The sequence below is a fragment of the Allobosea sp. 05T422_2 genome, from assembly GCF_056396265.1.
Genome location: NZ_JBFTLD010000118.1, coordinates 1 through 19,500, shown reverse-complemented (window position 1 = coordinate 19,500; position 19,500 = coordinate 1). Strand labels below are relative to the sequence as shown.

General features: G+C 65.4%; 18 protein-coding genes and 1 pseudogene. 15 read left to right on the top strand and 4 right to left on the bottom strand.

The window, feature by feature from the left end; genetic code table 11:
• Together AC1DJT_RS20095 and AC1DJT_RS20090 are read right to left on the bottom strand one after the other, a co-directional pair.
• Nucleotides 1-470, bottom strand: a pseudogene (locus AC1DJT_RS20095) (flagellar type III secretion system pore protein FliP); the annotation flags it as partial.
• A gap of 197 nt (nucleotides 471-667) precedes the next feature.
• On the bottom strand, nucleotides 668-1,978 hold the full coding sequence (locus AC1DJT_RS20090; RefSeq protein ID WP_476775883.1) for a hypothetical protein: 1,311 nt from the start codon (nucleotides 1,976-1,978) through the stop codon (nucleotides 668-670).
• Between the two features lie 258 nt (nucleotides 1,979-2,236).
• Between AC1DJT_RS20090 and flgB the strand changes: the two genes are divergently transcribed.
• The 11 genes from flgB (at nucleotide 2,237) to AC1DJT_RS20035 (ending at nucleotide 13,458) form a co-directional block, all read left to right on the top strand.
• Complete coding sequence (gene flgB, locus AC1DJT_RS20085) at nucleotides 2,237-2,638, top strand: flagellar basal body rod protein FlgB (protein ID WP_441491493.1); 402 nt, start codon at nucleotides 2,237-2,239, stop codon at nucleotides 2,636-2,638.
• Nucleotides 2,639-2,665: 27 nt separating this feature from the next.
• Nucleotides 2,666-3,076 carry a flagellar basal body rod protein FlgC gene (flgC, locus tag AC1DJT_RS20080; protein ID WP_043237671.1) on the top strand — a complete coding sequence of 137 codons (411 nt, stop codon included), beginning with the start codon at nucleotides 2,666-2,668 and terminating at the stop codon, nucleotides 3,074-3,076.
• A 29-nt stretch (nucleotides 3,077-3,105) separates the two neighbouring features.
• Complete coding sequence (gene fliE / locus AC1DJT_RS20075; RefSeq protein ID WP_441506233.1) at nucleotides 3,106-3,432, top strand: flagellar hook-basal body complex protein FliE; 327 nt, start codon at nucleotides 3,106-3,108, stop codon at nucleotides 3,430-3,432.
• A gap of 26 nt (nucleotides 3,433-3,458) precedes the next feature.
• The gene (gene fliQ / locus AC1DJT_RS20070) at nucleotides 3,459-3,725 is read left to right on the top strand and encodes a flagellar biosynthesis protein FliQ (protein WP_069879968.1); all 267 of its coding nucleotides are present in this window, start codon (nucleotides 3,459-3,461) and stop codon (nucleotides 3,723-3,725) included.
• 74 nt (nucleotides 3,726-3,799) lie between these two features.
• Entirely contained in the window at nucleotides 3,800-4,558 is a 759-nt protein-coding gene (fliR, locus tag AC1DJT_RS20065; RefSeq protein WP_069882615.1) for a flagellar biosynthetic protein FliR, read from the top strand.
• A 9-nt stretch (nucleotides 4,559-4,567) separates the two neighbouring features.
• Nucleotides 4,568-5,635 carry a flagellar biosynthesis protein FlhB gene (flhB, locus tag AC1DJT_RS20060; protein WP_476834723.1) on the top strand — a complete coding sequence of 356 codons (1,068 nt, stop codon included), beginning with the start codon at nucleotides 4,568-4,570 and terminating at the stop codon, nucleotides 5,633-5,635.
• A gap of 75 nt (nucleotides 5,636-5,710) precedes the next feature.
• Complete coding sequence (cckA, locus tag AC1DJT_RS20055; RefSeq protein WP_441491497.1) at nucleotides 5,711-8,212, top strand: cell cycle histidine kinase CckA; 2,502 nt, start codon at nucleotides 5,711-5,713, stop codon at nucleotides 8,210-8,212.
• Between the two features lie 57 nt (nucleotides 8,213-8,269).
• Nucleotides 8,270-8,749, top strand: a complete 480-nt coding sequence (locus tag AC1DJT_RS20050; protein WP_441491498.1) for a hypothetical protein — start codon at nucleotides 8,270-8,272, stop codon at nucleotides 8,747-8,749.
• Between the two features lie 166 nt (nucleotides 8,750-8,915).
• Nucleotides 8,916-9,962 carry a recombinase RecA gene (recA, locus tag AC1DJT_RS20045; protein WP_113514031.1) on the top strand — a complete coding sequence of 349 codons (1,047 nt, stop codon included), beginning with the start codon at nucleotides 8,916-8,918 and terminating at the stop codon, nucleotides 9,960-9,962.
• Nucleotides 9,963-10,143: 181 nt separating this feature from the next.
• A complete protein-coding gene (gene alaS, locus AC1DJT_RS20040) occupies nucleotides 10,144-12,786 on the top strand; it encodes an alanine--tRNA ligase (RefSeq protein ID WP_476834722.1) in 2,643 nt (880 codons plus the stop codon).
• A 27-nt stretch (nucleotides 12,787-12,813) separates the two neighbouring features.
• Nucleotides 12,814-13,458 carry a hypothetical protein gene (locus tag AC1DJT_RS20035; protein ID WP_476834721.1) on the top strand — a complete coding sequence of 215 codons (645 nt, stop codon included), beginning with the start codon at nucleotides 12,814-12,816 and terminating at the stop codon, nucleotides 13,456-13,458.
• Between the two features lie 319 nt (nucleotides 13,459-13,777).
• On the opposite strand, the gene AC1DJT_RS20030 is transcribed toward AC1DJT_RS20035, so the two are convergent.
• Entirely contained in the window at nucleotides 13,778-14,992 is a 1,215-nt protein-coding gene (locus AC1DJT_RS20030) for an NADP-dependent isocitrate dehydrogenase (RefSeq protein ID WP_476834720.1), read from the bottom strand.
• A gap of 221 nt (nucleotides 14,993-15,213) precedes the next feature.
• On the opposite strand from AC1DJT_RS20030, the gene AC1DJT_RS20025 reads away from it, so the two are divergent.
• The 4 genes from AC1DJT_RS20025 to AC1DJT_RS20010 all read left to right on the top strand — a co-directional run bounded on the left by AC1DJT_RS20025 (nucleotide 15,214) and on the right by AC1DJT_RS20010 (nucleotide 18,784).
• Entirely contained in the window at nucleotides 15,214-16,053 is an 840-nt protein-coding gene (locus tag AC1DJT_RS20025; protein WP_476775879.1) for a hypothetical protein, read from the top strand.
• 62 nt (nucleotides 16,054-16,115) lie between these two features.
• A complete protein-coding gene (locus AC1DJT_RS20020) occupies nucleotides 16,116-16,838 on the top strand; it encodes an SDR family NAD(P)-dependent oxidoreductase (protein ID WP_476775878.1) in 723 nt (240 codons plus the stop codon).
• 106 nt (nucleotides 16,839-16,944) lie between these two features.
• Nucleotides 16,945-17,490: a 2,4'-dihydroxyacetophenone dioxygenase family protein gene (locus AC1DJT_RS20015; RefSeq protein WP_441491504.1), complete on the top strand. Its 546-nt coding sequence runs from the start codon at nucleotides 16,945-16,947 to the stop codon at nucleotides 17,488-17,490.
• A gap of 121 nt (nucleotides 17,491-17,611) precedes the next feature.
• Nucleotides 17,612-18,784, top strand: a complete 1,173-nt coding sequence (locus AC1DJT_RS20010; protein ID WP_476769133.1) for an alpha/beta fold hydrolase — start codon at nucleotides 17,612-17,614, stop codon at nucleotides 18,782-18,784.
• A 153-nt stretch (nucleotides 18,785-18,937) separates the two neighbouring features.
• Here AC1DJT_RS20010 and AC1DJT_RS20005 read toward each other — a convergent pair whose 3' ends face one another.
• Nucleotides 18,938-19,345, bottom strand: coding sequence for a flagellar assembly protein FliX (locus AC1DJT_RS20005; protein ID WP_441491506.1), 408 nt, complete (start codon nucleotides 19,343-19,345; stop codon nucleotides 18,938-18,940).
• Between the last annotated feature and the right edge of the window lie 155 nt (nucleotides 19,346-19,500).

Here is a 19,500-nt window from a genome sequence, read left to right as displayed (position 1 = left end):
ATCTGGATCTGGATATCTTCCGGCTGCGTCGGGCGGGGCTCCCGCGACATCTCGATGAACAGCATCAGGTCCTTCTCGCGGACATGCTTGAGCATGAACGCCTTGAAGGGCACGACGCCGCGACTATAGGCCTCCTGGGGCTGGATCTGCCCGGCAACCAGCGGCTCGACCGAGACGCGATAGGCTTCGCGCAATGTCGGCGCCATCACGAAGCCGGTGAGGAACAGCGCCAGCCCGACGATCACGGCGTTGGGCGGCGCGGTCTGCGTGCCGATGGCCGAGCGCAGCAGGGACAGCACGACCGCGATCCGCGTGAACGACGTCACCATGATCAGGATAGACGGCGCCAGGGAGAGCACCGTGATGACGGCGATGAGTTGCAGCGCCCGTTCGGCGACGCCCCCACCCTGCCCGAGATCAAGCGAAAGCGTTTGCGCCCGAGCCGGCTCGCAGAGCGCAAGCGCGACCATCGCGCCGGCACAAGCGACGCGGCAACCGCGACGCCATCTCGCATCCGTCAGGGTCAGGATCACGCAAAGCCGCCATCAAAGCCCGACTCAACCGATCGGGCGAGACGACGCTAGGGCGCCCATGTCCGCCAGGGCAACCAAGCCGGCGGCATCAGGATCGTCGCAGCCCGACAATCCTGTTGATCACGCCCGTCCGGTCAGGACTTCGACTTCGGATCACGCCCGAGCAGTCGCGCGAACTCGGCTTCGATCGCATCGACCGAGAACGGATCGATCTGAATGGGCTTCTCCTCCGGCTTCGATTCGGCCTTCGGCTCTTCGGCGGCGGGAACAGAGGACGGCTCAGGCTTTGGCTCGGCCTCGGTCTCTGACTCGGCGATCTCTGCCTCGGCCTCCGTATCGGCCTCGTCCTCACTGACCTCCAGAGCGTCGTCCTCGTCCTTTGCCGAAAGCCTCTCCCCAAGCTCCGCCGGTGTCGGTTCGGGATGCATGACCGGTGCAGGCTCAGGCAGCTTGGCGGCTTCGGGAGGCTCGCGGAAGGGAGCGGGCTTCGGTTCGACGGCGGGCACCGGTGGCGTCACCACGTCCGAGGGCTTGGGCTTCAGGCCCAGGGCCATTTCGAGTTCGGCAGCGACATCCGGCGGCACGCCGACGGGCCGCCCGAAGACCGGCGGAGGGGCAGTCGGAACCGGAGCGAGAACCGGCGCGGCTGCTGCGGGCTTCGGCTCTTCAGGCTTGACCGGCGCAGGCGGCGTCACCGGCAGAACGACGTCCGGAACCGGGGTCGCCGGCGCCTGGGACGACCGGACAGCCGAATGCGGACGCTTCAGCGCCTCCTCGAGCTGACGGGCCATATCGTCAAGCTCATCGGAACTCACGCTTGGCGCGGGAGCCTGATTGCGCCCGAAATTCGGAGCCTGTGAGGCCACAATCGCAGCTCCTGCCGCGAGACCGGCCATGCCAGCCGCTGCAGCGCCTGCCGGTGCCACAGCCGGTTCGACGCGCGAAACAGGCCCAGGGGTACGATGCGGCAGCGGCGGCAGGCTATCCGGCTGCGGGGCGGCCGGCTGCGGCGGCGGAGAGGCGCGACGCGTTTCCTCCTGCAGATCGGCGCGAAGAGCCTCGAAACCGAGCGCCGGGTCGATCGCCAGAGGGCGTTCAAAGACCGGGGCCTCGGCCTGCGCCGGTACCGCAATCCGTCCGCCGCTGCTGCCGCGCACGATATTGGTCTCGACCACCACGTCGGACGCGCCGCCGATCATCACCAGATGCTCGACATTGTCGCGCCGGATCAGCACGAGCTGGCGCTGCCGGTCGAGGTCATGGATATCGACCACCCCGAGGCGCGGTTGCCGGGCGCGGCCACCGCCCTGCCCTCCTATCCTGAGTCGCCCGCCGGTGATGCGCCGCAGCAGGAAGGCGAAGAGCGCCACCAGAATCAGGACGATAGCGAATGCAATGATCCAGCGGAGGCCGGTCGAGAGTTCGAAGCCAAACAACGTCTGCAAGGTTTGCCTCATGTGCGACGGCGACAGCCCTTGGCGGACCGCAATTCCACCCAAGGTTCAACACGTTGGCTATAGCATAACGCCCGCAATTTCGGGAAACAGGGTTAGCACTTGGTTAATTTGGTTCACCGGATTCGTGAATCTTAACGCGAAATTAACCAAGCACCCGGCAATATTTTCCCAGTGGATCGACTGTCAGGACGGAATCGCTCCGCGGCTCCGATCACGGCCATCCCCTGAGAAAACGGGACAAACTCCATGTCTGGCAATGCCTTAGGCGCTGGCGGAAACCTGATGCAGGCGTTGAAGACGCGTATGCACTGGCACCAGTCCCGGCAAAAAGTGCTGTCCGAGAATGTCGCCAACGCCGACAGCCCCGGATTCCGCCCGATGGATCTCAAGGCGCCGGCCATCGGCACGGCTTCGTCCGGCGTCTCGCTGGCCCAGACCTCTGCCGGCCATATGGGCCCCTCCGGACAGCGCAATGGATTCGATACCGCCAAGGCACCCCGCTTCGAGGTCACTCCCAACGGCAACGGCGTCAATCTCGAGGACGAGATGATGAAGGTGGCCCAGAACCAGTCCGACTATCAGCTCGCCGCCTCGCTCTACAGCAAGGGCCTCGGACTGATGAAGATCGCGATCGGTAAGGGCCGCTAAGGCAGCGGACGCAGGAGCAGCAGCCTCATGGATCTTCTCAAGAGCATCGCGGTGGCGACATCGGGCCTGCGCAGCCAGTCCGGCCGCATGCGGATCATCGCCGAGAACCTGGCCAACGCCGATTCGGGACCGGATCGCGCCGGCGTCGATCCCTACCGCCGCAAGATTCCGACGTTCCAGCGGCGGGTCGACCGTGAGCTCGAAGCCCAGGTCGTCGATCTCGGCCGCGTCCAGCGTGACCAAAGCGCCTTCCGGACGAAATTCGAGCCCGGCAACCCCGCAGCCGACGCCACCGGCAATGTCAGCATGCCGAACGTGAACTCGCTGGTCGAGACCATGGACATGCGCGAGGCACAGCGCAGCTACGAGGCCAATCTCAACCTGATCTCCTCCACGCGCCGGATGATCCAGCGCACCATCGACATCCTGCGCGTCTGATCGGCGCCAGCGGAACGGAACCTCGCACCATGGCCACATCCAGCTTCGCCGCCGGCGCTTACGCCTCGACGCAGGGTCTCGGCGCCGGCAACCTGATGCGCAAGCCGCTCGGTGCGGCCGCCGGCGCCAGCGCGGGCATGCCGGATTTCTCCTCGCTGATCGGCAAGGCGCTGGAAGCAACCGCCGATGCCGGCCGCAAGAGCGACATCCAGACCGCAAGCGTGGCCGCCGGCCGCTCCGATATCGTCGATGTCGTCACGGCCGTCGCGGAAAGCGAGGCCGCGATCGAAACGCTGGTTGCGGTTCGCGACCGCGTGATTGCAGCGTATGAGGAAATCATGCGGATGCCGGTCTGATTCCCGGCTCGATCAGGACGCAAACCATGACCTCAGGCGCCATCCTCGACGTCGCGCGCGACGGCATCGTCGTCTTCCTCAAGGCCGGCGGCCCGCTGATGATGGTCGCGCTCGGGGTCGGCCTCGCCGTCTCGCTCGTCCAGGCCCTGACGCAGATTCAGGAGCAGACCCTGATCTTCGTCCCCAAGATCGTTGCGGTCTTTGCCGCCATGATGCTGTTTCTGCCGTTCATGGGCGATGCGCTTGCAGGCTATATGGGGCGGGTCGCCGTCCGAATCGCCACGGGCGAATGAACCTTACGCTGCCGCGACCGGCTCTGGGGCTGCCGCAGTGGCGTCCCGAGTGGCGCAGGGGCCCAGCCGGCACGATGCAGATCGCGATCCTGCCCGAGATCGGCGCGCTCTTCGTGCTCGTCTTCGCGCGTGTCGGCACCCTCGTGATGCTGATGCCCGGCATCGGCGAACGCTTCATCTTCTCACGCGCGCGTCTGTCGCTGGCCTTCTTCATCGCATTGATGATCGTCCCCATGGCGCGCACGATCATCACCCCGCCCGGCGACATGCCTGCGCTGGTCGGCCTTCTCATCAGCGAACTCCTGATCGGACTGACCATCGGGCTCAGCGTGCGCCTTGTGATGGCCTGCCTGCAGAGCGCCGGCGCGATCGTGGCCCAGACCATGGGCCTGGGTTTCGCGATGACGGTCGATCCGACCGGAGGCATGCAGAACCCGTCGATCGGCAACTTTCTGACGATGCTCGGCATCACGCTGATCCTGGTCACCGACCTCCATCACGTCGCCATCGCGGCGATTCATGAAAGCTATCGGCTCCTGCCGCCTGGCGGCTTTCCGGATGTCGGAGACATGATGACCCTGGCGATCCGTGCGGCGACGCAGGGCTTCGCCCTCGCCGTTCAGATTTCCGCGCCCTTCATCGTCTTCGGTCTGCTCTTCAATCTCGGGCTCGGCGTGCTGGCGCGGATGATGCCGCAGCTTCAGGTCTTCTTCCTCGCCGTGCCGGCCTCGATCCTCGGCGGCATGCTCGTGCTGCTCGCCGTCGTCGGCGTGATGATGGGCGTCTTCCTCGAGGATCTCGGCAACTTCCTTCGCCAGTTCACCGGCAACTGAGGAGCGGCGATGTCAGAGGACGCCGACAACGAGGACAGGACAGAAGACCCGACCCAGCGAAAGCTGGACCAGGCGATCGAGAAGGGCGACATCGCCCGCTCGCAGGAGATCGGCACCTTCTTCGTCCTTTGCGGTTTCACACTGGCGCTGCTGGTCGGAGCCGGCTGGTCGGCGAGCAGTGCGGCGCTTTCCCTGCGCTCCTTCCTGATGAACGCGCATCAGGTGCCTTCCAGCGGCGAGGCCTTCTTCAACGTCACCAAGCAGGGCGTGATGACGGGCTTCATGGCGCTCGGCCTGCCCTTCGCCTTCATCCTCTGCGCCGGGCTTGCCGGTGCGCTGCTCCAGCACAAGCCGCTCTGGACCTTCGAGCCGCTGATGCCGAAATTCAGCCGGATCTCGCTGATGGCTGGGGCCAAGCGGATCTTTGGCAAGGAGGCCTGGGTCAATTTCGCCAAGGGCCTCGCCAAGATCCTGCTGATCGGCACCGCCGTCGGCCTGACGCTCTGGAAGGAGCACGACCGGCTCGAGAGCTTCGCGCAGATGAGTGTCGCCGCGATGCTGCCGGCGACGCTGTCGCTGACGATCAAGCTGATGGCGAGCGTGCTCGCGCTCTTTGCAGTGATCGCGATCGGCGACTTCGTCTATCAGCGCTTCAGCTGGTACCAGCGTCAGCGCATGACCAAGCAGGAGCTCAAGGAGGAGTTCAAGAACTCCGAAGGTAATCCCGAGGTCAAGGCGAAGCTGCGGCAGATCCGCGCGCAGCGGGTCAGGAAACGCATGATGGCCGCGGTGCCCAAGGCGACCGTGATCATCACCAACCCGACCCACTTCGCCGTCGCGCTGCAATACGAGCAGGGCATGGGCGCCCCGCTCTGCCTCGCCAAGGGCGTCGACGCGCTTGCCCTGAAGATCCGCGAGGTCGCGGGGGAGCATCGCGTGCCGATCGTCGAGAACCCGCCGCTGGCCCGCGCGCTCTATGCGACGGTCGATATCGACGAAGAAATTCCTGTCGAACACTATCAGGCCGTCGCCGAAGTCATCGGTTACGTCTTGCGCCTGAAGGGTAGGCGCGCCTAACTCGCAATCTGCGCGACCTGCGCGCTAAGCMCCTCGCTGGCGGCGAGGAGGCGTGAAACGGGACGGACCAGCCGCATGAGCGGAACCACGGCGACAACCGCGATCGATCGCTCCGACAAGCCAGGCCGTATCGGCCTGATCCTGCTTGTCGCCGGCTTGCTCGTCGGAGCCGCGATCGCGCTCGGCTTCATCGCCAATGAATGGGCGCAGCCGCTGATCCTGGGCCTGCTGGCCCTGCTTTCAGTGATCGGTGTCTTCGGCCTCTTTGCCTTTTCTATTGGCCTTGTTCAATTTTCGGGCCGCGCAGCGCGCAATGACCTGACCAAAGCCATCGTCGACAGCGCCGATGACGGCGTCGTCGTCACCGAGGGCGAGAACCGCATCGTCTACGCCAACGAAACCTATCTGGCGCTCGCCGGAGCCCGCGGAGCCAGCGACATCAAGCCGGTCGAACGCCTGTTTACCGGCCGCCCGGAGGTCTCGGAAGCGATCTACCGTTTGGCGACCGCCGCGCGCGAAGGCCGCCGGCTGGCGGAGGAAGTCCGGCTCGAGCCCGCCCTCAACGGTCGCGACACGGTCGGTTGGTATCGAATCCGGGTATCCCCCGTGCGCCGCGAGGGCAAGGCCGCCATGCTCTGGAGCGTCTCGGACGTGACGCCCGAGCGTGAGCGTCAGGAGAACGCCTTCCAGGAACTCCAGCACGCGATCGACTATCTCGATCACGCACCGGCCGGCTTCCTCTCGATCGACGCCGATGGCGAAGTGCCCTATCTCAATGCCACGCTCTCGGGCTGGCTCGACTATGACCTCGCCCGCTTCGGCTCGGGCGGACTGCATCTCGACGACATCGCAACCTCGAACGCGGCTGCCCTGATCCAGGCCATTCGCGGGCAGCCCGGCGATGTCCGCGTCGAGGTCCTCGATGTCGATCTGCGCCGGCGCAATGGCACGACCCTGCCGGTCAGGCTGCATCATCAGGTTGCCTTCGGCAGCGACAGCCGCGCTGGCCCCTCACGCACGCTCGTGCTCAACCGGACGACCGGCGAAGCCGGGTCCGACGGGCGCAGCGATGCCGAAGTGCGCTTTGCCCGCTTCTTCCACTCGACACCGATGGCGATCGCGACTGTCGACCGCAACGGCGCGATCCTGCGCTCCAACGCCGCCTTCACCCGGCTGACGCAGCAGGGCCGCCAGCCCGCGACAATCCAGGATCTCGTCGCGCCCGGCAGCCTCGACGAGGCGCTCGCAGCGACCATGGCCGGCAGCAGCGACATCGCCCCGCTCGATGCCAATCTCTCGGGCGAGGACGGACGTTCGGCCAAACTCTATCTCTCTCCGGTCGCAGCGACCGAGGACAGCGATGGTGAGCGCGCCATCGTCTATGCGCTGGAGACCACCTCCGAGCGCAAGCTCAAGGACAATATCGACCAGGCCCAGAAGATGCAGGCTGTCGGCCAGCTCGCCGGCGGCATCGCGCACGATTTCAACAACGTGCTGCAGGTCATCATCAACGCGTCCGAGTTCCTGCTCGCCAGCCACAAGCCGACCGACCCGTCCTTCCCGGACATCATGCAGATCAAGCAGAACGCCTACCGGGCGGCCTCGCTGGTCCGGCAGCTGCTCGCCTTCTCGCGCCGCCAGACGCTGCGCCCGCAGGTGCTCGAGCTCGGCGACGTGCTCTCCGATCTCTCGTTGATGCTGAAGCGCGTCGTCGCCGACAAGGTCTCGCTCGACATTCGCCAGGGCCGCGACCTCTGGTCGGTCAAGGCCGATCTCGGTCAGCTCGAACAGGTCATCGTCAATCTCGCGGTCAATGCGCGCGATGCCATGCAGGACGGCGGCAAGCTGCAGGTCCGCACGCGCAACGTCGCAGCGGAAGAATGCGCCGGGTTCGGCCATCAGGCCCTGCCCACCGCGGACTATGTCATGCTCGAAGTCGAAGACAGCGGCACCGGCATCCCGGCCGAACATCTCGACAAGATCTTCGAGCCCTTCTTCACCACCAAGGAGGTCGGCAAGGGCACGGGGCTCGGCCTTTCCATGGTCTATGGCATCGTCAAGCAGACCGGTGGCTTCGTCTTCGTCGATTCGACCCTCGGCAAGGGCACGACCTTCCGCATCTTCCTGCCTCGTCACGTGCCGACGGAAGAGGAGATCGCCGCCGACAACGCTGCCAAGGAAGCGCCCAAGAAGGTCGCAGCCGATCATACCGGCGCCGGCGTCATCCTGCTGGTCGAAGACGAGGACGCGGTGCGTGCGCTCAATGCCCGCATGCTGATCTCGCGCGGCTATACCGTGCACGAAGCGGCCTCGGGCGTGGAGGCGCTCGATATCTTCCTCAAGCATGACGGCAAGATCGACCTCGTCGTCTCCGACGTGGTCATGCCCGAGATGGACGGCCCGACCCTGCTTGGCGAGCTACGTCAGCGCAACCCGGCCACCAAGGTCGTCTTCGTCTCCGGCTACGCGGAGGAGGCCTTCCGCAAGAACCTGCCGGAAGGCGAGCAGTTCCACTTCCTGCCCAAGCCTTTCACGATGAAGCAGCTGGTCGAGACAGTGAAGGCCGCGATGAGCTGAGGCGCGAGGCCGCGCAGGTAGCGAGGCGCGGCGTCCACGAACGATGCGGGCAGCGCGATGTCGGACGGGAACTCACGCAGATACCTGATCCTGCTTCTCGCCCAAACCCTGTGTGCGATCGTCGTGCTCGCCAATGTGCGGGGCATTTTCCTCCTGCTGATCGACAATATCGGAACGATCATGACTGCCACTCGCGGCAGCGCGTTGCAGACCGCGCTCGCGGTCCTGATCGGCCAGGCCTGCTACTGGTGGCGCCTGCGTCATGTGACCATCCCCGCCACCTATGGCGGCCTGGTGATCGGCCACTTCGTCTCCTTCGCAGCCCGGATCGGCTTCATCTTCGGCGGCGCTCTGTTCTCGCTCTATTATCTCCGGCACGTCCCGGAGCTCGATCTTGGCTATCTCGATCTGAGCTGGCGCGGGGCGCTCCTCATCGCCGTCATCTTCGCGCTCTACTGCTACACCCTGGAGCTGGAGCGGCTCGGCAACGCGATGCAGATCCGGGCCATGCAAGCGAAGGGCGACAGCCGGGCTTGAACAGCTCTGCAGGGAGGCGATGAATGAGAACAAAAAAAGAACTTGAAGACAGGAACAAACCGTGACCATATTTGCTCACGGCGCACATTGAGAAGTGATCGCGCCCCTGCCATAAGGAGCGCACGTTGTGAATCAGGCAAATCTCCGGCTCGTGGAAGGCTCTTCGATGGACAAGGCTAAGGCGCTCGATGCGGCGCTCTCGCAGATCGAACGGGCTTTCGGCAAGGGCTCGATCATGCGCCTGGGCAAGAACCAGCAGGCGATCGAGATCGAGACCATCTCGACCGGCTCGCTCGGGCTCGATATCGCGCTCGGCGTCGGCGGCCTCCCCAGGGGCCGCGTCATCGAAATCTACGGACCAGAATCCTCCGGCAAGACCACGCTTGCGCTCCACACCATTGCCGAAGCCCAGAAGAAGGGCGGCGTTTGCGCCTTCGTCGATGCCGAGCACGCACTCGATCCGGTCTATGCCCGCAAGCTCGGCGTCAATCTCGACGACCTCCTGATCTCGCAGCCCGATACCGGCGAGCAGGCGCTCGAGATCACCGACACCCTGGTTCGCTCCGGCGCCATCGACGTGCTGGTGGTCGACTCCGTTGCGGCCCTCACGCCCCGCGCCGAGATCGAAGGCGAGATGGGCGATGTCCAGCCCGGCCTCCAGGCGCGCCTGATGAGCCAGGCCTTGCGCAAGCTCACCGCGTCGATCTCGCGCTCGAACTGCATGGTCATCTTCATCAACCAGATCCGCATGAAGATCGGCGTGATGTATGGCTCGCCCGAGACCACGACCGGCGGCAACGCCCTGAAATTCTACGCCTCCGTGCGCCTCGACATTCGCCGCGTCTCGACGCTGAAAGAGCGCGACGAGGCCACCGGCAACCAGGTCCGCGTCAAGGTCGTCAAGAACAAGGTGGCGCCGCCCTTCAAGCAGGTCGAGTTCGACATCATGTTCGGCGAGGGCATCTCGAAGGTTGGCGAACTGATCGACCTCGGCGTCAAGGCCGGGATGGTCGAGAAGGCCGGAGCCTGGTTCTCCTTCGACAGCCAGCGCCTCGGCCAGGGCCGCGAGAACGCCAAATCCTTCCTCAAGGCCAATCCGGACGTTGCGGCGCGCATCGAGGCCACGATCCGGCAGAATTCAGGCCTCGTTGCCGATCGCATCCTCGATGAGGCGACACCGACCGACGATGATCTCGACGAGGGCGACGCCTGAGCCTTATCTCCGCGCCAGCGGCAGGGTATTTTTGGCGGGCGGCCCTTCGGGGCCGCCCGTTTCTTTTATGCGCCAAGGCCTTGTCACGGGAATTCTGGACAGGTGCAAAGCCGCTGACTAGAACCGATCCCAACCAGCAGGCCCGCCCGGCCACCCATCCTGAAGCAGAGTTCGAATTGCGATGAGCGGCGTCAACGAAATCAGGTCCACCTTCCTCGATTATTTCAAGGCGAACGGCCATGAGGTGGTGCCATCGAGCCCGCTCGTGCCACGCAACGACCCGACGCTGATGTTCGCCAATTCAGGCATGGTGCAGTTCAAGAACGTCTTCACCGGACAGGAAAAGCGCTCCTACCAGCGCGCCACGTCGGCGCAGAAATGCGTGCGCGCCGGCGGCAAGCACAATGACCTCGACAATGTCGGCTACACCGCGCGCCACCACACCTTCTTCGAGATGCTGGGGAACTTCTCCTTCGGCGACTACTTCAAGGAGCAGGCGATCACCCACGCTTGGACGCTGGTCACGCGCGAGTTCGGCCTGCCCAAGGAAAAGCTGACCGTCACGGTCTATTCCGAGGATGACGAGGCGCACGCGCTCTGGAAGAAGATCGCCGGACTTTCGGATTCGAAGATCATCCGGATTCCGACCTCGGACAATTTCTGGCGCATGGGCGACACCGGCCCCTGCGGCCCCTGCTCCGAGATCTTCTACGACCATGGCGACCATATCCCCGGCGGCCCTCCAGGCTCGCCCGATGAGGACGGCGACCGCTTCATCGAGATCTGGAACCTCGTGTTCATGCAGTATGAGGAGGCCGCCGGCGGCATCCGCACCAATCTGCCGCGGCCCTCGATCGACACCGGCATGGGGCTGGAACGTGTCGCCGCCGTGCTTCAAGGCACGCATGACAATTACGAGATCGACCTCTTCGCGACCCTGATCCGCGCCATCGCGGACATGACATCGGTCTCGTCCGACGGACCGATGAAGGCGAGCCATCGTGTCATCGCCGACCACCTGCGCTGCTCTGCCTTCCTGATCGCCGACGGTGTTCTGCCCTCGAATGAAGGCCGCGGCTATGTCCTGCGCCGCATCATGCGTCGCGGCATGCGCCATGCCCAGCTGCTCGGCGCCAAGGAGCCGTTGCTTCACCGGCTCGTGCCGGTCCTGACCCGCGAGATGGGCCAGGCCTATCCCGAACTGCTGCGTGCAGAGGCCCTGATCACCGAGACCTTGAAGCTCGAGGAGACCCGTTTCCGCACCACGCTGGCACGCGGCCTCTCGATTCTCGACGACGCTGCCAAGGATCTCGGCGCCGGCCAGAAGCTGAAGGGCGATGTCGCCTTCACGCTCTACGATACCTATGGCTTCCCGCTCGACCTGACCCAGGATGCGCTCCGCGCCCGCGATATCGGCGTCGATCTCGACGGGTTCGACGCGGCGATGCAGCAGCAGAAGGCGAAGGCGCGCGCCGCCTGGTCCGGCACCGGCGAGGCTGCGACAGAAAAGCTCTGGTTCCCGCTGCGCGACCGCGTCGGCGCCACCGAGTTCCTCGGCTACGACACCGAGACGGCCGAGGGCGTTGTCACCGGACTGATCCGCGACAATGCGGAAGTCGAGAGCCTGAAGGCCGGCGACACCGGTTTCGTCGTGCTCAACCAGACCCCGTTCTATGGCGAGTCCGGCGGCCAGGTTGGCGATACCGGCACAATCACCGGGGCGGGCTTCGCCGCACAAGTTTCGGATGTGCAGAAGAAGCTCGGCGACATCTTCGCCCACGCGGTCAAGGTCACTTCGGGCGAAATCAAGCTCGGCACACCGGCTGAGCTTACAGTCGATCATGCGCGCCGGAGCACGATTCGCGCCAACCACTCCGCGACCCACCTGCTGCATGAGGCGCTCCGGCTCGTCCTTGGCGATCATGTCGCCCAGAAGGGCTCGCTGGTCTCGCCTGAGCGGCTCCGTTTCGATTTCTCGCACCCCAAGCCGATCTCCGAGGCGGAGCTGGCCCAGGTCGAGGATATCGCCAACGCAGCCGTGCTGCGGAACGAGCCGGTGGCGACCCACCTGATGAGCGTCGACGAAGCCATCGCTTCGGGGGCCCGCGCCTTGTTCGGTGAAAAATACGGCGATGAGGTCCGTGTCGTCTCGATGGGGACGACCGAGGCCGGCAAGGCCTTCTCGGTCGAGCTCTGCGGCGGCACCCATGTTTCGCGCACCGGCGATATCGGCATCGTCAGCATCGCCGGCGAAAGCGCGGTGGCAGCTGGCGTGCGCCGTCTCGAGGCGGTGACCGGCACGGAAGCCCGGCGTCAGCTCAACACCGATGCCAGGCGTCTGCGCGACCTCGCCAGCCTGCTCAAGGTCCCCGCGGCCGAAGCCGAGGCACGGCTCGCCGCCCTGGTCGAGGAGCGCCGCAAACTGGACCGCGAACTCACCGAGGCGCGCAAGAAGCTCGCCATGGGCGGCGGCGGCAGCGCCGAKGATCCGATCCTCGAGATTTCCGGCGCCAAGCTCCTGGCCCGCGCCGTCACCGGCGTCGAGATGAAGGATCTGAAGAGCCTCGCCGACGAAGCCAAGTCTCGCGTCGGCTCGGGCGTCGTCGCCATTGTCGGCGTCGCGGAGGACGGCAAGGCCGGCGTCGTCGTCGGTGTTACCGAGGATCTGACCTCGCGCTTCGACGYGGTGGCGCTGGTGCGCGCCGCCTCCGAGCAGCTCGGCGGCAAGGGCGGTGGCGGGCGCCGCGACATGGCGCAGGCCGGTGGCCCGGACGGCTCCAAGGCRCAGGCTGCGCTCGACGCCGTCGCAGCCGCGATGAGCTGACCGGGTTCGGACGACGGAGAAGACGGGGTGCAGTATCGTCTCGCCGCCACCATTGCTCTTGCCCTGGTGGCAGCGAGCGCCTCAGGCTTTGCCCAGCAGGTGCGCCCCCGCCCCGCCGCACCGGCCCAGCCCGTCCAGCCAACCCTGTCGGCCTCGCGTAGCGCGATGGCCGGCTCCATGTTGACGGTGTTCGCCAGCAAGGCGCCGGCACAATCACAGCTCGCCATCGCGCGCCCCAGCGATCCTGCTGAAGCGGCCATCGTCTCGGTCATTCTCGGCGCCGTGTCCGCAACCGCGATCACGACGCCCGGCGAGCCCGGCAGCTATGAACTCCGCCTCGTTCGCCAGGATTCCGGCAAGCCCGAGATCCTGGCCAGGCAGCCCCTGGCAACCACATCCCCTTCGGCGACCTTGTCGGCGCCGGACCGCGCCAAGGCCAAGACAAGCATCCCGGTTCGCGGGATCGGTCCCAATGGCGAGCGCGATCGCGTCGTCATCACGGCGCCTGATGCAGCCGTGGACGCGGCAGGCCCATCCTTCTATCCGGCAGAGAATGTCGAAGCGCTGCTGGAAGCACCGGACAAGCCGGGCAGCTATGAACTTCGCTATGTCATGAACGCACCGCTGAGCGGCCAGCGTATCCTCGCTCGCCGCMCCCTCACGATCGAGTAGCGATCATCCCGGCCGCGTGCCCAGGCATCGCGATCGGCGTTCTCAAGGCGAGCGATAGCGCGGAGCTCTCCGAGACGGCTCCGCAGTGAGTTTGCTGGTCATCCCGCAGAGCCCGCCCAACCGAGCGACCAGGTTCCCTTCGTCGAGGACGGATGTCGGCCGCAGCACGTGCGGATCACCCCGCTGACGTTACGCCAGCGGCTGACCTGGTCTGCACGGCACGACACGCTGTGTCGTCGCATGCACCTTGGCCTCGACAGCAAAAAGCGCCCGGATCGGGATCCGGGCGCTTCAACTCATTCACTCAGGATCGCAGAGCTCAGGCAGACATCGCCTTGCGCATGTTCTCGCTGACCTTCTCGAGGAAGCCGGTGGTCGAGAGGAACTTCTGGTCGGGACCGACCAGCAGCGCCAGATCCTTGGTCATGTCGCCAGCCTCGACAGTGTCGACCGTGACCTTCTCGAGCAGCGTCGCGAACTTGGYGAGTTCGGCATTGTTGTCGAGCTTGGCGCGGTGGCTGAGGCCACGCGTCCAGGCAAAGATCGAGGCGATCGAGTTGGTCGAGGTCTCCCTGCCCTTCTGATGCTCGCGATAATGGCGCGTCACCGTGCCGTGCGCGGCTTCAGCCTCGACGGTCTTGCCATCCGGCGTCATCAGCACCGAGGTCATCAGGCCGAGCGAACCAAAACCCTGGGCCACGGTGTCGGACTGCACGTCGCCATCGTAGTTCTTGCAGGCCCAGACATAGCCGCCCGACCACTTCATCGCCGAAGCGACCATGTCGTCGATCAGACGGTGCTCATAGGTGATTCCGAGCTTGTCGAATTCGGCCTTGAACTCGGCCTGGTAGATCTCCTCGAAGATATCCTTGAAGCGGCCGTCATAGGTCTTGAGGATGGTGTTCTTGGTCGAGAGATAGACCGGGTACTTGCGGATCAGGCCGTAGTTCAGCGAAGCGCGTGCGAAATCCCTGATCGAATCGTCGAGATTGTACATCGCCATGGCGACGCCGGCGTCCGGAGCCTTGAAGACCTCCTTCTCGATCACGGCGCCATCATCTCCGACGAACTTGATCGAGAGCGTGCCCTTGCCGGGGAACTTGAAATCGGTGGCGCGGTACTGGTCGCCATAGGCGTGGCGGCCGATGACGATCGGCTGCGTCCAGCCCGGCACGAGGCGCGGCACGTTCTTGCAGATGATCGGCTCGCGGAAGATCACGCCGCCGAGAATGTTGCGGATCGTGCCATTCGGCGACTTCCACATCTGCTTGAGATTGAACTCCTTCACCCGGCCCTCGTCCGGGGTGATGGTGGCGCACTTCACCGCGACGCCATGCTTCTTGGTGGCGTTGGCGGCATCGATCGTGACCTGGTCATTGGTCGCGTCGCGGTTCTCGACGGACAGGTCGTAATAATCCAGCTCGAGGTCGAGATAGGGGAAGATCAGCGTGTCTTTGATCTTCTGCCAGATGATGCGGGTCATCTCGTCGCCGTCCATGTCGACGACGGGATTGGCGACCTTGATCTTGCTCATGTGATTTCGACCCCTGCTGCTGGCCAGTCTGGAACGTTTCCGGGCTGCAGCCATAGCTCCGCAGCCCGCCCGCGCGCTTCCTAGCGGGTTACGTGCCACTGGGGAAGCACGGCTTTTGGTCGAGTTGCCCAAGCCTCATGCCGCACTGCCTTCATGCTGCACTGCCGCAAAAACTGCACCTTCCCGTTCTAACTTCGATTTGAGATCGCCGCCGAGGAAGAATGCCGACTTTGTATCACCATCGCTGCAGTATTCGTGCTGGCCGGTCCATCGGGGCTCGGGCCGGCATCGTTGCCCTCCTGCTCGTCACGGGCTGGGCGGCGAAGGCCAATGACGACGGTGCCTACAGCCCGCGCTTCCCCATTCCCAAACCTATCCTCACCCACGAAGTGCCTGACGACGCGGTCGAACCACAGGCTCAAGAGGCGCAGGACGATCTGGACGCCGTGCCGTTCGATCCGGCTCTGAGCGCGCGCGCAAACTGGCCCGCCACGCCGAAGGCCAACCGGCAGTTGCCTAGGGAAATCCCGCTCAGCGTCATTCGCCAGGGCTTTTCGACACGTGGCCCGACAGGGTCTGCGCCCGAACGGAGCGTCGGCCTCCAGCTCGGCGCCGACACGTTCTCGATCTCGACCAAGCTGATCGCACCGCCCGGGCACGAGCAGGTCGGCGACGCACGCATCGACTGGAAATTGGCCCGGCCTGTCGCCAACAAGGGGCCCGGCTTCATCTGGACGATCTCGACGGGAGGCGGCAGCAGCACGGCGGGAAAACCCGAGCAGAACGCCAGTCTGCTGGTCGGGTTCCGCCACCAGCTCTTTCAGTACCTGACCATGAGCTCGCAGCTCTCCATGGCCGGCAGCTACGTCTTCGCTCCCGATGGTGGCCCGCACTCGACGCTTGTGCCGGAGGTCAAGTTGAGCGCCGATCTCGCAGCTCTGGCGAATCTCTCCTGGGAGGCCTCGCTCGATCTGGCGCTGGCACGTCAGATGCCGCTCGTCGCGAGCCAGTACGAGACGCGCGGCACCGCCCTGCTGCGCCTGAAATACAGCCTCGAATGAAGGGACCCTGCTCTGCCTTTGCCGGCCTTCCGTGATCGCCCCGGTCGCTCTAGCCTTTAGGCATGACAGATACTCCCGTTCCCAAATTCGCTCTCGTAACCGGCGGCACACGCGGCATCGGCGCAGGCGCTGCGCTTGCGCTCGCCCAGTCCGGCTACGAGGTCATCGCCACCGGCCTCACCGATGATGAGGTCGCGGCGTCCCCGCCTCACCCCACGATCCGTCACGCCAAGCTCGATGTGACCAGGGATGATCAGGTCGCGGCCATCGTCGCGCTCTGCCCCCGTATCGATGCGCTGGTGAACTGCGCCGGGATGATCCAGCGCGGCGGCAAGGAATTCGAGATCGAAGCCTTTCGCCTGACGATCGAGGTCAACCTCACCGGTTCGATGCGGATGTGCGTGGCGGCCAAGGACAAGCTCGCCGCCAATGGCGGGGCGATCGTCAACATCGCCTCCATGCTGACTTTCCACGGCTCGCCCTTCGCCCCGGGCTACTCCGCATCGAAGGGCGGCATCGGCCAGCTCACCAAGTCGCTCGCGGCCGCCTGGGCACCTGAAGGCATCCGCGTCAACGCCGTCGCTCCCGGCTGGATCGCGACCGAGTTGACCAGGCCCCTGGTCGAGGATGCTGCCCGTTCGGCGCCGATCCTGGCGCGTACACCACAGGGTCGCTGGGGCGAACCCAGCGATGTCGGCGGCGCCATCGCCTTCCTGCTCTCGGATGCGGCCAAGTTCGTGACAGGTGCCATCCTGCCCGTCGATGGCGGGTATCTCGCCATCTGACGCCATCCACATCAACACCAAAAACGCCAAACACGGCAACGGCATGCAACCGCTTCCGGAATCACTCCGGCAACGACTTGAATCAAGATCTCAGGCAGGAAACGCCATGACCAACCCGAACCCCATGCCAGTCGAGGCGAGCGCCGAGGACCGCTGGACGCCCTATCGCCACCCTCAGCCGAAGGATTCCCCACCCGAACTGATCGTGCCCAATGTCATTCCAACCGACGAGCGGGTCTGGGTGCCGGTCGATGACAATGTCTGGTTCCGTCCGCTGCTCTTCTGCGTGACGCGCGGATACTGGATGAACCTCCTGAAGGTACGCCGCGCCGGCGTGCTCTCGCGCCACCGCCACCCCCTGCCCGTGCACGGCTATGTCCTCAAGGGAAAGTGGCGCTACCTGGAGCACGACTGGGTGGCGACCGAAGGGTCCTATGTCTACGAGGCGCCGGGCGAGACCCATACGCTCGTCGTCGACCCTGACGTCGAAGAGATGATCACCATGTTCCAGGTCAATGGCGCGATGATCTATGTCGATCCCGACGGCAAGTGCCTGGGCTATGACGACGTCTTCACCCGCCTCGACAAATGCCGCGCGCATTACGCGGGCAACGGGCTCGGAGCGGATTACGCGGACCAGTTCATTCGCTGACGACCAGTTTCCGTGCCGGATCGACACGCGTCGGTTCGGCAGCACGGACGAATCCTAAACGGTCTCTCGGCTAGTTCCGGTCAAACCGACCGAAGCCTATGCCACCTCTGGAGAACCGTTCATGCGCGCCGTCCTCGCCCTGCTGATGTGGATGTCGGCGGCCGGCCTCCCCTCGCCAGCCGACGCGCAATCGGACTTCTATACGGCGACGTCTGCCGAGATCGCCGGAGGGCGCCCCGGAACGCTGATCCGGACCGAGATTCTGAACGGAACGCCCGAGGGCGCCAGCGCCTACCGGATGCTCTATCGCTCGGTCGGCCTCGACGGGCGGCCGATCGCCGTGTCCGGTGTTGCGATCGTCCCGCCCGGCCCCGGTCCGGCCGAGGGACGCCCCGTCGTCGCCTGGGCGCACCCGACGACCGGGGTCCAGCCGCAATGCGGACCGTCGCGCTCCGGCGGTATCTTCCAATCCATTCAGGGCCTGCGTCCGATGCTCGCGCGTGGCTACATCGTCACGGCGACGGACTATCCGGGCCTGGGCGCACCGGGGGTCCATCCTTATCTGGTCGGCGCCAGCGCGGCCCGCTCCGTAATCGACTCGGTGCGCGCGACCGGCCAGCTCCCCAATGCCTCCGCCGGGCGGCGCTTCACCGTCTGGGGCCACTCCCAGGGTGGGCACGCGGCGCTGTTCACCGGCATCCTGGCGAAGCGCCTGGCGCCCGAACTCGACCTCGTCGGTGTCGCCGCCGCAGCGCCTGCGACCGAACTCGCCACATTGCTGTCCGACGACATCGACACGGATGGCGGCCGGAACCTGACGGCAATGACCCTGTGGTCCTGGACGCGTGTCTACAAGGCGCCCCTGAACAAGATCGTGAGTTCGGGCGCGATTCCGGTGGTCGATCAGTTGGCCGCAGATTGCCTGGAGAGCCTGACGGACATCTTCAGCAGGCTGCGCCCGACCAAGGCGCTGGAGCGCCGCTTCCTCGTCGACAACGCCTTTGCTGAGCAGCAGCCTTGGCGCGCGCTTCTCAGCCGCAATACCCCCGGTCTCCTGCCGCGCAGCGTCCCGGTCTATATCGCGCAGGGCACGAGCGACACGCTCGTCCGGCCCCAGGTGACACGCGACTACGCAGACAAGCTTTGTCGCGCCGGCAGCGCGGTGCAATTCGATGCGTTGCCGGGCGTCGGCCATCTCCTGGCTGCGCGAGACAGCGCCGACGCGGCGATCGCCTGGATGGATCAGCGCTTCAAGGGCGTGACGCCGCCGAGCGTTTGCGCCCTGTCGCAGTAAGGGTCTCGCTGCAACCGCTCGGTCCTGATCGGACCGGCGGCAGGTTCGAAGGCCATTGCATCGGCCGGAAAAGTGGATTGCGGCTTTCGGGAAGGCCGATGCAAACACAAAGGGTTAGATCATCGGACCGGATACGATTTCTGGTCCGAGGATCTAACGCCCGAGCTTGGCGAGCTCGACCGCCGCCCGCAGCTCGATATGAGCCAGCACATCGTCGAGGCGCGGATCATCGGTGGTCTCGCGCCGCAACGAGAGCGTCGTCTTGAGGCGTTCCAGCTCGGCGATCTGGACGCGGCCGGAGAGGAGCGCAGCCTTCAGCCTGTCGAGCCCGTCGAGCAGGTCATGCCCGCGCCGTGCCTGACGCTTCTTGCGCTCCTGCGCATCGCCTTCGGCCTGGACCGCGAGCAGGAGATCGAGCGACCCCGCATTGCTGACCGTGCTGCCCTGTGCCGCCGTCGCGGATTCGCGGCCGGGCAAAGAGAACGACGCCGCGCCGGCCCGCCGGGTCTGGCTGGCCGAGCCTGCCCCGATAACGGGCGTGCGCGGGTCGATACGGATCATGACGGCCTCGGTTGACGATGCGCCAAGCCTTGGACCCGCATGGTTAACAAGCGGTAAATCGCCCGGCAAAAACTGCCGATCCGGCAGGAACGACATAGCGACAACGGCAAGCGCCAGACAGAGCCTACCTCACAACACAGAGCCTACCTCACAAC

Excerpts from the sequence above, each read along its gene's own strand:
- flgC (WP_043237671.1), top strand. The coding sequence starts at position 2,666 with ATGGATCTTCTCAAGAGCATCGCGGTGGCGACATCGGGCCTGCGCAGC.
- flhB (WP_476834723.1), top strand. The coding sequence starts at position 4,568 with ATGTCAGAGGACGCCGACAACGAGGACAGGACAGAAGACCCGACCCAG.
- AC1DJT_RS20025 (WP_476775879.1), top strand. The coding sequence starts at position 15,214 with ATGCCGACTTTGTATCACCATCGCTGCAGTATTCGTGCTGGCCGGTCC.
- fliR (WP_069882615.1), top strand. The coding sequence starts at position 3,800 with ATGCAGATCGCGATCCTGCCCGAGATCGGCGCGCTCTTCGTGCTCGTC.
- AC1DJT_RS20015 (WP_441491504.1), top strand. The coding sequence starts at position 16,945 with ATGACCAACCCGAACCCCATGCCAGTCGAGGCGAGCGCCGAGGACCGC.
- flgB (WP_441491493.1), top strand. The coding sequence starts at position 2,237 with ATGTCTGGCAATGCCTTAGGCGCTGGCGGAAACCTGATGCAGGCGTTG.
- AC1DJT_RS20050 (WP_441491498.1), top strand. The coding sequence starts at position 8,270 with ATGTCGGACGGGAACTCACGCAGATACCTGATCCTGCTTCTCGCCCAA.
- recA (WP_113514031.1), top strand. The coding sequence starts at position 8,916 with ATGGACAAGGCTAAGGCGCTCGATGCGGCGCTCTCGCAGATCGAACGG.
- AC1DJT_RS20020 (WP_476775878.1), top strand. The coding sequence starts at position 16,116 with ATGACAGATACTCCCGTTCCCAAATTCGCTCTCGTAACCGGCGGCACA.
- cckA (WP_441491497.1), top strand. The coding sequence starts at position 5,711 with ATGAGCGGAACCACGGCGACAACCGCGATCGATCGCTCCGACAAGCCA.
- AC1DJT_RS20005 (WP_441491506.1), bottom strand. The coding sequence starts at position 19,345 with ATGATCCGTATCGACCCGCGCACGCCCGTTATCGGGGCAGGCTCGGCC.
- AC1DJT_RS20010 (WP_476769133.1), top strand. The coding sequence starts at position 17,612 with ATGCGCGCCGTCCTCGCCCTGCTGATGTGGATGTCGGCGGCCGGCCTC.
- fliQ (WP_069879968.1), top strand. The coding sequence starts at position 3,459 with ATGACCTCAGGCGCCATCCTCGACGTCGCGCGCGACGGCATCGTCGTC.
- fliE (WP_441506233.1), top strand. The coding sequence starts at position 3,106 with ATGGCCACATCCAGCTTCGCCGCCGGCGCTTACGCCTCGACGCAGGGT.